At 68.3% G+C, this 13,231-nt stretch carries 7 protein-coding genes; 4 read left to right on the forward strand and 3 right to left on the reverse strand.

What is annotated here, in order from left to right; translation table 11 throughout:
* Positions 1–636: 636 nt before the first annotated feature.
* The gene (locus SD37_RS11330) at positions 637–2,736 is read left to right on the forward strand and encodes a tetratricopeptide repeat protein (protein WP_167369633.1); all 2,100 of its coding nucleotides are present in this window, start codon (positions 637–639) and stop codon (positions 2,734–2,736) included.
* 272 nt (positions 2,737–3,008) lie between these two features.
* Here the strand turns inward: SD37_RS11330 and SD37_RS11335 are convergent, their stop codons facing one another.
* Positions 3,009–4,220, reverse strand: coding sequence for a hypothetical protein (locus SD37_RS11335; RefSeq protein WP_044851622.1), 1,212 nt, complete (start codon positions 4,218–4,220; stop codon positions 3,009–3,011).
* 222 nt (positions 4,221–4,442) lie between these two features.
* On the opposite strand from SD37_RS11335, the gene SD37_RS11340 reads away from it, so the two are divergent.
* Positions 4,443–7,460, forward strand: a complete 3,018-nt coding sequence (locus tag SD37_RS11340) for an AfsR/SARP family transcriptional regulator (RefSeq protein ID WP_044851621.1) — start codon at positions 4,443–4,445, stop codon at positions 7,458–7,460.
* A gap of 626 nt (positions 7,461–8,086) precedes the next feature.
* Here the strand turns inward: SD37_RS11340 and SD37_RS11345 are convergent.
* Positions 8,087–8,401: a helix-turn-helix domain-containing protein gene (locus tag SD37_RS11345; protein WP_044851620.1), complete on the reverse strand. Its 315-nt coding sequence runs from the start codon at positions 8,399–8,401 to the stop codon at positions 8,087–8,089.
* 349 nt (positions 8,402–8,750) lie between these two features.
* On the opposite strand from SD37_RS11345, the gene SD37_RS11350 reads away from it, so the two are divergent.
* Positions 8,751–9,935, forward strand: coding sequence for a PQQ-dependent sugar dehydrogenase (locus SD37_RS11350; RefSeq protein ID WP_044851619.1), 1,185 nt, complete (start codon positions 8,751–8,753; stop codon positions 9,933–9,935).
* Between the two features lie 117 nt (positions 9,936–10,052).
* Complete coding sequence (locus SD37_RS11355; protein WP_236725347.1) at positions 10,053–11,345, forward strand: SON protein; 1,293 nt, start codon at positions 10,053–10,055, stop codon at positions 11,343–11,345.
* Positions 11,346–11,438: 93 nt separating this feature from the next.
* Here the strand turns inward: SD37_RS11355 and argG are convergent, their stop codons facing one another.
* Positions 11,439–12,887 (reverse strand): argininosuccinate synthase, encoded by a 1,449-nt coding sequence (argG, locus tag SD37_RS11360; protein ID WP_037320186.1) that lies wholly within the window; start codon positions 12,885–12,887, stop codon positions 11,439–11,441.
* Positions 12,888–13,231: the final 344 nt, after the last annotated feature.

The following is a 13,231-nucleotide window of genomic DNA, read 5'->3' on the forward strand; positions in this document are numbered from 1 at the left end:
CTTGGGCGAGTAGATGACCTTGCGTCACCGCCTACCGTGTCCGCCTGCGCTGGGCGCGTGGTCGTCCCGAATCCCGGGGCCGGGTGTTCGGGCGGGATTCCCGCCGGGAAAGGAAATCATTCGGCCTGTCCGAAAGTGCTTTGTGAAAAGGTTCCGGTAGTGTCTCTTTTTCCGGTCCATATCCGGCGTGCCGCAGGTATGGATTGAGGGTATTGGTGGCCGCGGAAGCGTGGATGACGGAAGAAGTGCGGGAGATCACAGTACGTAGTGATGCCACTCGGCCCTCCTGCATTCAGGGGTATCCGTGCCTTCCGATCGCGCAATAGCCTTGCTTCTTTCGGGTGGATGTGCCGGGCTCGCCGGAGTTTGTCCTGTTCGGCGAGGTAGACAGGGAGGTTCGGGGATTTGTCGGGAGTTCTCGGATGAGACGTGGCGGTACGGCACGATGTGAGTCCGTGTCCGGATGGTGTGCGGACAAGAGAATACGGTCGTGTGGGGGGATCACGAGCATGCGTTCTTCAGTGCGGGCGCCAGGGGGAAAACCGCGATTCGGGACATCGCTGAATGCGGTGTTCATTCGAGAAGAATCGCGGCCACGCAAATCGGATTCGTCCGGCGATCGTTCGGGGTGCGGTCATGGGGGATGACTTCGGTACGGCGCCGCCGGTTACCGCCGTGCGAACGCCGTCGAGTCCTCCCATTCCCCGGCAGTTGCCTCCGGTACCCGCGCATTTCACCAGCCGGATCGCCGAACTCGAGGCACTCGACTCGGCCGCCGCCCGCCAAGAGGGCGATCCGGTCGACCGGTCGCCCGCGGTGACCGTCGTGGTCGGCCCCGGCGGGGTCGGCAAGACCGCGCTAGCCATCACCTGGGCGGTCCGCAACGCCGGGCGCTTCCCGGCGGGCCAGCTGTACGCGGATTTGCGAGGGTTCTCGCCGGAGACGGCGCTCCCGCCCGAGGACGCCCTCGGGGCGTTCCTGCGCGCGCTCGGCGTCCCGCCGGAACGGGTACCGATCGGCCTGGCCGAGCAGACGGCGTTGTTCCGGACCATCACGGCGGGGTTGCGGCTGCTGCTGGTGGTGGACAACGCGATCTCCGCCGCCCAGGTGCGGCCGCTGATCCCGGCGTCGTCGGGGTGCGTCGTGGTGGTCACCAGCAGGCTGAGACTGGACGGCCTGCACGCGGAGGGCGCGCGGTTCGTCGACATGGCGCCCCTGCCGCAGGAACACGCCGTCGAGCTGCTGGAGCGCTCGGTGGGGAAGTCGCGGGTGGCCGCCGAACTGTCCGATGTGACGGCGCTGGCGACCCTGTGCGGCCGGCTGCCGATCGCCCTGCGGGTCGCGGGCGCGAGATTGGCGTCGCGGCCGAAGTGGCCGGTGGCCCGGATGGTGGCGGAGCTTCGAGACGAACGGGGGCGACTGGCGAAGCTCTCGCCGGTGGGTGAGGCGTCGTTGACGGCGACCTTCGACTCCTCGTACGCCGCCCTGCCCCCGCACGCGGCCCGGCTCTATCGGCTGATCAGCGAACATCCGGGCCAGGCCATCGAAGTGGGGGTCGCGGTCGCGGCCGTCCGGGTCCCCGAAGACGAGGCCGCGGACGGGCTGCAGGTGCTGGCTGACGCGAGCCTCCTCGAAGAGGTCGGCGAGGGCAGCTACCGCTTCCACGATCTGGTGCGGTTGCACGCCAAGTCGCTGCCCGACGAAGAACGCTTCGACGTCGTCCCCCGGATCGCGGACTGGTATCTGCACCGGATGACCCGGGCGAACATGGTGGTGATCCCGATGAGATGGCGGGTCAGCACCGTGCGCGCCCGGTACGAGGATTCGACGCCACTGTTCGATACGGGTGCGGAAGCCCTGCGCTGGCTGGACGAACGGCTTCCGGACATCGTCGAGGTGCTCGAAGAGACGTTCGCGCTCGGCGACGACGAACTGACCTGGCAACTGTGTGAAGCCCTCTGGGAACTTTTCATGTACCGCAAGCACTATCAGCGGTGGATCCGGACGCACGAGATCGGGATCGCCGCCGCACACCGGTGCTCCCACGCGGTGGCCGAGGCGCGGTTGCGCTGCCAGCTGGCCCGCGCCTATCTGGATCTGGAACGGTTCGAAGCCGCTGAACACGAATGCTCGAAAGCGGCGGAACTCGCGCGAGGGGCGGGAAGCCGGCACAACGAGTCCGTGGCACTGGACCAGCTGGGCATGGCGGCCCAGGGACTCGGCGACTTCGAGCGGGCGGTCGAATTCTTCAGCGAAAGCCTGGTGATCGAAGGGGAACTCGGGATCGACCGTGGCGTGGCGCTGAGGCATCGCCGGATCGGTGAGGCCCTGCTCCAGGCGGGCCGGACCGCCGACGCCGTACGGCATTTGAGGCTCGCGCAAGAGATGTTCCTCGAGATCGGTGACGTGAAGGCCGAGGTGCGGGTCTGCGTGGCGCTGGCCCTGATCGGGGCGCGCGCCGGCGAGATCACCGCGGCGAAGCGCGAACTGGAGCGCGCCGCCGCGGTGTTCGCCGAGTCAGGCTCGCCCGTCTATCAGGCCGAGGTGCAGGTCGCCTTCGCCGAGGTCGCCGAGTTCGAAGGCGATTTCGATGCCGTTCGCCTCCGGCTGACCCAAGCGCTCGAGCTGTGCGGTCCGGTCGGCGGGCCACTGGTGGAGCGGGTCCAGGCCCGGCTGGAGGCCTTGCCCGCACGACCTGATCGACCTCAGCCGCCGGAGTCGGCGACGGCCCAGTGACCATAGATACGCGCCCGCGCCCGCCAGCGTGGCGGACTCGCAAGGGATGAGGGCCAGGTCTCCCGTGCGGTCGCCGAGAAGGCAGTACCCGGGCGGGCACGGGACGGCGGCGATCGTGAGACCGGGCAGCCGGTCGAACGCGCTCGCGATCACGGCACGGGCGTCCGCGGCGCGATGCGGTCCGGAATGGACCAGCACGTCGGCGAGGGATGCGCGGACACCGTCACCGGCCGTGGCGATGAGGAACGAGATCTCACCGGCGCCGACGCGGGTCAGCACGGCAGCACCTCCGCCATCCGCACCGGCGACACCGGGATCGCCCTGGCGGGTTCGGTCAGGCCGAGGAGCCGGTACATCTCGGTGCGCAGGATCGCCGCGGCCTCGCCCGGACGCGACGACAGCAGAGCCCGGACCCGCGTGGCGACGTCCGCCGTGTCCCCGCAGAACAGCTGGGGCACCAGGGGACTGCCCGGGTCCCATCGCGGCGCGTGTTCGGCGACGACCGCGCTGGGCGTGCCGGGCAACAGCGGCTGCGTACCGTTCACGGCCAGGAGAACGGGTTTGCCGATACCGGCCGCGTAGCCGGTCACGGAGCCGTAGTCGCCGATGACGTGGTCGGCGGCGATCAAGGCGGCCCGCCAGCTTCCTTCGGGGCGGAGGAGGGTGAGCCCGGCCCGCAGGCTGTCGGCCAGCCACGAGCGAATCTGCCAAAGGCTGTGGTGTGACCAGATCTGCGGGTGAAGGACACCGACGACCTGAAACCGCTCGGGCGGGAGTTCGTCGAGAACCTGCTCGAACAGATCGGGATGCCGACCGTAGGCCGAGCGATCGGACCAGGTCGAGGTCACCATCACCAGGCGCCGGTCGGCGGGAACCCCCAGTCCCCGCCGGTAGTGCTCGCGGAAGGGAAGGCTGGCGGTGAGCCGGTCCAGCGCGATGTCACCCGCGACGATCGCGGCGGGGACCGCCTGCGGACAGGCATCGGCGAGGACGTCCATCTCGCGGTCGTGAACGAGCACGATCGAATCGGCGCGCACCCGGCCCTCCCGCATCAGCTGGCCCGCGCCGAGCCCGACCTGGGGACTCCAGCCATGGCCCGCGTCCGGCGGCCGCCATGGCCGGTACTGTGCGAACCCTCCGCCGTGCGGGATCAGCAGCACCGGTCCGGTGACCTCGTCGATGCCACGCTGGCTGGCGGCCAGAACGAGGTCGTACTCGCCGCGCCGTGCCTGGGCCCATGGCAGGACGACGCCGCCTTGGGCGGCCACGAAATCGTCCGTGGCGCACCAGGACTCCCAGGGCTCCGGGATCGTGAAGATCACCTGGAGCCGGTGGTCCGCCTCCAGGAGCGGAAGCAGATCGAGGAGCCGGTTTCCGGCGACGATGTACGGGATCATCACCAGTACGGATTTGACGCCTTTGCGTGTCGCCCAATGCTGATCACGACTTCCCGCCGGACTACGGACCCACGATAACTCGGTCATGACATTTCCCCTCGCCGGATCTTCGGTATCCGTAGCCAGCATGGGAGTGCACGTGAAGAAAACGGCTTCGGCCGGTTGCCAGATCATTGACAAGTGATCAACGGTGATCGCCGATGTTTGACAAATACCTCGATGACCTGGCCTTATGTGCCGCCGAGTGGAAAAATGATCCGGCGGGACAGGGGTGGCGAACCCGGTTCGCCATGGGGAAGGGGAGTACTCGTGGAAATCGCATTCGGAATTCTCGGGCAAACGGCCATGCTTATGCACGGGAATGTGGACGTGAACTGGGCGGGCCCCCGGCCGAGGCAGGTGCTGACCGCGCTCTTGACCGCGCCGAACCGGCGGATGCCACTGGACGTCGTCGTGGACTGGGTGTGGGAAGAACACGAAAGTCCCCCGCTGAACGCGCACTCCACGCTGCACCAATACGCGGCCAGGCTACGCCAGGCGTTCCACGAAAAATCCGTGCCCGCACAGGTGAGTGTCGCCAAAGGCGGCTGTCTTCTGGAGGTCGAACCAGCGCTGATCGACCATGTCGGATTCCGGACCATGATGGACAAGGCCGGCCGATTCCGTGAGGCGAGGGAGCACGATCGCGCGCTGATCGAGGCACTCGCGGCCATCCGGTTGTGGCGAGACGACGCCTTGTCCGATCTGCGTACCGAACGAGCCGAGGGATGGCGTACCAGGTGGATCCGCAGTGAGTGGATTCCGGCGAACGCATTCGTCGTCACCGAACAATTGGCGATCGGCCAAGCCGAGGTGGCCGTGCGGAGACTCGCGGAGCTCGAACAGGCGCATCCGATGGAACTGAGCTTCGCGAAATTGCGAATTCGAGCACTGGCCGAGGCCGACCAGCCCGCGGAAGCCGCGGACTTCTTCCGCGCGGCGTATGCCCGATATCGGGAAGCGGGGGAGACAAGGGCGGCGGAACAACTGCGGGCCGTCAATGAGGAAGTGCTCATCCGGCCCGACCGGATGATTCCGCGGCGAAAGCCGGCCGCGCCGGATTCCGGCGAGCACGTGATCCGGCATCTGCCCCCGGATATCGAAGACGTCGCGGGAAGGGCCGATCTGCTCGCCATGCTCGACGCCTGCACGACCGATACGGCGGGGGCGCCGCGGCGTGCGGTCGTGGTGGTGAACGGAGGTCCTGGAGTCGGGAAGACGACGCTGGTCGCGAAGTGGGCCCATCGCGCCGAACGACGCTATCGGCACGGCGCGGTCATGCTGGACCTTCGCGGTGACAGCCAGGCTGCGCGCGCCGACGCGGGCGAAATCATCGACACCCTCTTGTCCTTGCTCGATTTTCCGGTCGACCAAGTGGTCAACCCGATTGCGCGCGCGGCGAAACTGAGCGCGCTGCTCGCCCGGCGCTCGATGCTCGTGATCCTCGACAACGTGCGCAGCACCGATCAGGTCGCGCCGCTGCTGGGTGTCCTGTCTTCGTGCACCGTGCTGATCGTTTCCCGCTGGCGGCTGAAATCCTTGTCGGCGAAGCTGACCCCGCCCGTGATCGAGGTCGGCCCACTCGAGGACAGGTACTCCTCCTCCCTGCTGACCCGGCGGATCGGCCCCCGCGCGCGAAACGAGGCGGCGGGCGTGGAAGAACTGGTGCGGTTGTGCCGGGGCAACCCGTTGGCACTGACCCTCGTCGCCGAGCGCGCCAGCTCACGGGCGGGAACGCGGATCGGGACCTTGGCGAATCAGTTGCGCACGGCCGACATGCTGCTGGACCTCGGCGACGAGGGAGACTGGCCGGGTACGAGCCTGCGCTCCGCCTTCACCCTCTCCTATCAGGTGTTGCGGCCCGCCGAGCGGCGCGTGTTCGCGCTCATCGGCCTGCATCCGAGCGCCGAAGTGACCGGTGACGCGATCGCCGCCGCGGACGGGCGCCCGGCGCCGGAGGTGCGCCGGTCGCTCGACGTGCTGGTCGCCGCCCACCTGATCGAGCATCCCGCCGATCTCGACCGCTATCGCGTGCACGATCTGTTGCACCTGTACGCCGCGACACTGGCCGCTCAGCTGCCTGATGTGGACCTCGCGCGAAGGAAGATGTTCGAGTTCTACCTGAGGATGGTCATCGACGCGTACCGGCTTCAGGTCCCGCACAAGAGCCTGCTGGACTTGCCGCCGATGGTCCCGACGGAGTGGACGCCCAGGCTCCGCACCGTCGCCGAAGCGCGGCAATGGGTGTTGAGAGAAAGAACCACCCTCATGGGGGTCATCGCCGCTTCGGAAGGCGTTTTGAACACCATCGCGTACGCCATCCCCGCGATGACAACGGAATTCTTCCAGCTGCAGGGCCGGTTCCCCGACGCGATCGAGGGGCTGACCATCGCCGTCCGCGCGGCGACGGCACAGGGTGACGTGGGTTCACTCGCCTCGTGCCTGAACGATCTGGCGGTCGTGCACATGCTCATCGGCGCTGAGGACGCGGCCGAGCGGTGCCTGCTGCGCGCACTCGAACTGGTCGACGCCCACGGGATCGCGATCGGCGGTGTCACCGTCAGGCTGAATTTGGCCCGCGTGCATCTCCACGCCGGTCGCGCGGCCGAAGCGGCCGCGATGTACCGGAAGACCTTGCCGTCCGCACGGGCACTGGGCGTGCCGCTGGTATGCGCCAGCGCGGAACACCGGCTGGCCGACGCGCTGGTCGAGATGGGTGGCCACGACGAGGAGGCGCTCGGTCTGTATCGGGAGGCCCTACGACGACGGCGCGTGGTCGGCGACGCCACCGAACTGCTGTGGACCCACATCGCGCTTGGGGAACTCTTGGTCCGGCTGGGCAGACTCTCCGAAGCCTCGGCGGAATGCGCTGCCGGGTCGGCGTTGGTCGAGGCCAGCCAAGACCTCCCGACGGTCATGAAGCTCAACACGGTACTCGCGCAGCTGCGGCATGCCGAGGGTGACGACCGGGCGGCGCTGCGGCATGCGCATCGGGCGGTCGACCTGGCGAATCGGTCCCAGCACGCGACCGGACAGGCGCGGGCCCTTTCGGTCCTGGCCACGATCGTCTGCGATCACGGCAACCCCGATGCCGCGCGGAAGCTGTGGCGGGACGCCGCGGAGCTTTTCCGCGGCCGGGCGCGGACGGCCAAGGCCGACGCGATCGAGGCGCTACTGGCCGAACTCGACGCGCGCGGGCCCCTTGTCCCAGCGACCCGTGAAGGGGAGGGGGACACCATGGCGATGCCCTCGCCGCATCTGCGGATCCTCCGCGGTAACCGTGCCTGACACTTCCGTCGCGAAGACCGTACCAGTGGGTAGCCACTGAAAAGAGTGACATAGACCCGCGCAAATGCTACTCAGGGCAGTTTGGAGCCACTTGGTTAACTCCTTAGTGTTGAATAATTTTCGCGAATACGGCCGCTTTTGCGATTGCTCGTCCGCGCATTGACTAGAGACGTGCCGCTGGGGCGATGGCCGGTCGCTCGAGGCCCGGGCCGACGCGCCGGAAGGCCGGAGAGTTGCTTGACCGCAGAGGGAAGCCGCAGTTCAAGCCTTCGTGTGGTGTGTCGCTACGGCGATTGTGCGGAAGGGTGACGCACCCCTTTTAGGGGTCACTTGAGTGGGTCTGTACTCTTCGCTCAGCCGCTCGGAAGGGTCGCCTCGGTCAAAGCCTGCTCGAACCATGGACGAGCGCTTCGTGAACTTGGAGATTCGACCGTATCCGCCCGGCGCGGAGTGGCTGCCATGCGGTATTCGAGAGGAAAGGAGTGCTCGTCCGTGCACGACATTTGGATCATCTTCGCTGCGTGATGACGCAGGTCAAGCGCAGTGGGGGAAGCTTTGGATTCTCCGGGCGGGTGGTGGCCACGTCCGCCCGGAGGACCGGCTCGGGCAGAATCAGGAAAGCTTGGTTACTGCCCTCCGCGGGGGCGAAGCACGACACCTTCCGCGAGCAGGATCCGGCGGGTCTGGTTGTAGCTCATACCGTGGATGTCCGCCAGCTGGCGGATGCTCCGGCCGGATAGGTAGGCGTTCACGAGTCCCGGCGGCGTGGGCGGCAGCTGGATCTTCGCCGGTCGCAAGGTGACACCGGCCGCCAGCAGGGTGGTCCGGACCTTCCGATAGCTCAGCGCGAAGCGCTCCGCCAGGCTCTCGATCGTCGCGCCGTCGTTGTAGAGGCGGACGAGTTCGGCGGGTTCGCCCGTACTTTCGTCGTCCTCGGTCACCGGATCATCGCCGCCCCGACAGCTGATCGATCGTTGCCCGACATGAGGAACCCGGCCACTCAGGTTCCATCCCGATCCTCCAGGGAAGGGCACGAACGGCCAGTCTCACACCGCCGAGCGGGTAAGTTCACTCGAATGTGGTGGCCCTCACCGGCGTGTCGCCTGCGGGGCAGCCCGGGACGACGACGACTCATGGTGTTCATTCCGCGGTTGCCTCGTTGCATCACAAGCGTCCGAAGGTCGGCTTTCGGGGGAAACAAACCGACAAGAAGCTCGCATCTGGAGGTACCACCACTGCTCCGGCCGCTGTTGAATTGGACCAGACCATTCAACGGTGATTGGAGTCCACATGACGCGACGGCACCTTCGCCGGGGCTTGTCCCTGGTGGCCGGGCTCGCCTTGGCTGGGGCCCTCCTCCCGACCGCGAGCAGTGCGGAACCCCAGGCGGCGCGGGGTGTTCCGCTCAGTGAACTGACCGCCACGGCGACCCAGGTCGCGACCGGGCTGGTGAACCCGACCGCGATCACGGCGCTCAACGACGGAAGCGGCCGGATCCTCGTTGTGGAGAAGAGAGGCGTCGTCCGGGCCTACCATCCGCGGACCGGGCTCGCCGCCAAACCGGTCCTGGACATCAGCGACAAGGTGAACGGCGCGGACGTCGAACGCGGGCTGCTCGGGCTGGCGATCGCCAGGGACCGGCGGGCCTACGTCGCCTACACCCGCAAGTCCGACAGCGCGGTGACGCTGGCGCGGGTCCGGCTGGACACCGGTGAACTCACCGAACTGCTGACCCAGCCGCATTCCGAGTATCCCAACCACAACGGCGGGCAGCTGGCGTTCGGGCCGGACGGGTACTTGTACTGGGGGATCGGCGACGGCGGCGGCGCGGCCGATCCGCTGGCCAGCGGACAGCGGCTGGACACGCTGCTGGGCAAGATCCTGCGCATCGACGTCAGCCGCGCGTGCCGTCCGCTGCGGTACTGCGTCCCGGCGGGCAACCCGTTCGTCGGCGTCGCGGGGGCGCGTGCGGAGATCTGGTCGTACGGCCTGCGCAACCCGTGGCGGTTCTCCTTCGACCCGGCCGACGGCTCGCTGTGGATCGGTGACGTCGGCCAGGGCCGGTTCGAGGAGGTCGACCGTCTCGCCGCGGGCAAGGGCGGCGCGAACCTGGGCTGGTCCTGCAAGGAGGGGCCGGTCGTGTTCAACCAGGAGCGGTGCAAGGACGGCGTGACCTACACCGATCCGGTCTTCCACTACATCTCCGGCGCCGAAGGCTGCGCGGTGATCGGCGGGCATGTCTATCGCGGCCAGAAGTACGCCGCGCTGGCGGGCGGGACCTATCTCGCCACCGACTTCTGCCAGGGCACCGCCTGGGCCGTGCGCAAGAAGGCCGACGGGACCTACGAAAGCGCCCGGATCGGCGAGTTCCCGCTCGACGCCACCACGTTCGGCACCGACCAGAACGGCGAGCTGTACCTGGCCGACGAGACGCCCGGCAGGCTGCACCGGATCTCGTTCGCTCGCAAGGGGTGAGCCCGGTCCCCGGCCGCGTCCGCCCGGCGCGGCCGGGGACCCGCCCGGCGTTTCATCAAGTTTTCATCATCCGTCCCTAGCGTGAGGCCGTCTGGTGAATTCAGTGATGGAGGCGACGTGGAGCAGGCATTCCCACCCGAAGGCGCGCAGTGGCCGCCGCCGCAGGGCTGGGTCCCTCAACCGGATCCGGCGCCGCCCGCCCGGAAAACCCGGCGGTGGTTGCTGTTCGGCGGTATCGCCGGACTCGTGGTGGTGCTTCTCGCCGGGTTGACGACCTGGCTCCTGTGGCCGTCGAAGGCGGGCCGCGAGCCCTTCGAACAGGCGCTGGCCGGGCTCTCCTCGGCGCCGGCGGTGCGGAACAGCACCTCCGCGGTCGGCGGGATGATCAAGACGGACGTCAAGACCACGGCGTACGGCGAGACGTCCGGCACGATGTCGTTCCAGGGCCGGGACATCGAGATCCTGGTCGTCGGCGGCAAGGTCTATTTCAAGGCGCCCGACGGCATGCTGCCCGGGTCACGAGTGGACTCTTCGGCGGCGGAAGACCTCAAGGACCGGTGGATCACCGGCGAGGAGGCGCTGTTCGGCCCGGTCCTGCAGCAGTTCGAGACGCCGGAGAAACTCGCCGCGCGCCTCGGCGAGGCACTGAAGCGGGCGGGCGAGATCCCCTCCGACCAGAACGAGACCGTCCGCGACGTCCCGGCGATCAAGGCGAGCACGCCCGCCGGTGACCTGTACGTCTCGAAGGAGGCGCCGCACCGGCTCCTGCGGTATTCGGTGAACGTGCCCGGCGGGATGCCGTCCGTTCCGAGGCTGCCGACCATGCCAGGGCCGGAATCCCGGCCCCAGCTGCCCTCGGGCGCGGGTCTCGGAGAGTCCGATGTGGACGCTCTGTCACCTCAGGAGACCGACGCGGTCTACGAGGACCTGATGTCGAACACCAGGAAGTTGTCCGGCGCGGTCGACACCGGCGTGCGGTTCGACATGGACGGCGCGGCCACGGTCGCGTGCGGTGCGGCGGGCTGCACGGTGACCGCGAACGTGTCCAGCTCCGCGTCGGCGAACAGCGGCGGGAAGGTCACCGGCCAGGTCAACGCCACGATGACCGCGAACGTGACCATCGGCGGCCGCTCGGCGGGCAGCTGCCGAAACACGGCGACGCTGCCACTGAACGGCTCGGGTTCGATCAGCTGCGTCAACGCCGGCGCGGGCGGCGTCTTCACGGCCGTCGAAGCGGAGAAGAAGGCGGACGCCGAAGCGCGGTCGCGGGCCTCGGGCGGGGTGCCGGTCCAGTATCAGATCGAGAGCATCGCGGCGGTTTCCGTGCTGGCCGAGGCGATCGGCCAGGTGGAGATCACCCGGCTGGTCGACGAACTGGCGGAGCGGCGGTCGAAGGTCGGCGGCAAGTAGCCGTCCGGCCAGGGGAGACCGGAGAAAGAAACAGCGCCGGGCGAACGGCTTCGATGCCGCGCGCCCGGCGCTTCCGCGTCCCGGTGGTTCGGGTCAGTCCGTGCCGGATTCGATGGCGGCGTGGTCGAGCAGTTCGTCGTCGCCCGAAGCCTTGCCGCGTGAGGCGATCGCCTGGGCGCCGCCCGCGTCCATCGCCCCGATCAGCCCGGTCGACGCCGCCTGCGCGGCCCCGATCAGCGTCGGGTGGCTGCCGCCCACCATGCCGAGCCCGGCGTACTGCTCGAGCTTGGCGCGGGAGTCGGCGATGTCGAGGTTGCGCATGGTGAGCTGGCCGATCCGGTCCACCGGGCCGAACGCCGAGTCCTCGGTGCGCTCCATCGACAGCTTGTCCGGGTGGTAACTGAAGAACGGGCCGGTGGTGTCGAGGATCGAGTAGTCCTCGCCGCGCCGCAGCCGCAGGGTGACCTCGCCGGTGACGGCCGCGCCGACCCAGCGCTGCAGCGACTCGCGCAGCATCATCGCCTGCGGGTCCAGCCAGCGGCCTTCGTACATGAGCCTGCCGAGACGGCGGCCCTCGTTGTGGTAGCTGGCGAGGGTGTCCTCGTTGTGGATCGCGTTGACGAGCCGCTCGTACGCCGCGTGCAGCAGCGCCATGCCCGGCGCCTCGTAGATCCCGCGGCTCTTGGCCTCGATGATCCGGTTCTCGATCTGGTCGGACATGCCGAGCCCGTGCCGTCCGCCGATGGCGTTGGCCTCCAGGACCAGGTCGACCGCGGTGGCGAACTCCTTGCCGTTGATCGTCACGGGGCGGCCCTGCTCGAAGCCGATCGTGACGTCTTCGGGCGCGATCTCGACTTCGGGGTCCCAGAACCGGACGCCCATGATCGGGTTCACGATCTCGATACCGGTGTCGAGGTGCTCCAGCGACTTGGCCTCGTGGGTCGCGCCCCAGATGTTCGCGTCCGTCGAGTAGGCCTTCTCGGTGCTGTCCCGGTACGGCAGCCCGTGGCCCTGCAGCCACTCGGACATCTCCTTGCGGCCGCCGAGTTCGCTGACGAACGCCGCGTCCAGCCACGGCTTGTAGATCCGCAGGGACGGGTTCGCGAGCAGGCCGTAGCGGTAGAACCGCTCGATGTCGTTGCCCTTGAAGGTGGAGCCGTCGCCCCAGATCTGGACGTCGTCCTCGAGCATCGCGCGCACCAGCAGTGTGCCGGTGACCGCGCGGCCGAGCGGCGTGGTGTTGAAGTAGGTGCGGCCGCCGTTGCGGATGTGGAAGGCGCCGCAGGCCAGCGCCGCGAGCCCTTCCTCGACCAGCGCGGCCTTGCAGTCGACGGCGCGCGCGATCTCGGCGCCGTAGGCCTTCGCCCGGCCGGGGACCGAGGCGATGTCGGGCTCGTCGTACTGGCCGATGTCAGCGGTGTAGGTGCACGGCACTGCACCCTTCTCGCGCATCCACGCGACCGCTACCGAGGTGTCGAGGCCGCCGGAGAAGGCGATCCCGACGCGTTCGCCGACAGGCAGAGAGGTGAGTACCTTGGACATGATGGAAGTATATGCATAGGTGTGTATGACCATGCAAGTCGGGGTGAGCGGCGCAACTCGGGTGGGTGGCTGTGGTGCCGACAGATCGACGGTGCTGAAGGGGCCTTTCCTCGCATGCGATGCGAGGAAAGCGCCCTTCACCGCGTGAGATGAGGGGAAGGGGCCCTTCGGCCCCCCAGCCTCGCGACCGGCTCGGGCTCGGCCGCTGTCGGCCGTGTCCCTTTCGTGACCTGTCCGCGGGCGTGCCCGCCTCGAATACTCCACGAGGTGTTCTGCGGCTACGCGTTTTCCCTTGCGAGAAAAGAAAAAACCAGTCCGTGAGGCCGTCGGCCGCGAATACCTCA

The sequence above is a fragment of the Amycolatopsis orientalis genome (assembly GCF_000943515.2).
GTDB classification, from domain to species: Bacteria; Actinomycetota; Actinomycetes; order Mycobacteriales; family Pseudonocardiaceae; genus Amycolatopsis; species Amycolatopsis orientalis.

Excerpts from the sequence above, each read along its gene's own strand:
- SD37_RS11330 (WP_167369633.1), top strand. The coding sequence starts at position 637 with ATGGGGGATGACTTCGGTACGGCGCCGCCGGTTACCGCCGTGCGAACG.
- SD37_RS11335 (WP_044851622.1), bottom strand. The coding sequence starts at position 4,220 with ATGACCGAGTTATCGTGGGTCCGTAGTCCGGCGGGAAGTCGTGATCAG.
- SD37_RS11350 (WP_044851619.1), top strand. The coding sequence starts at position 8,751 with ATGACGCGACGGCACCTTCGCCGGGGCTTGTCCCTGGTGGCCGGGCTC.
- argG (WP_037320186.1), bottom strand. The coding sequence starts at position 12,887 with ATGTCCAAGGTACTCACCTCTCTGCCTGTCGGCGAACGCGTCGGGATC.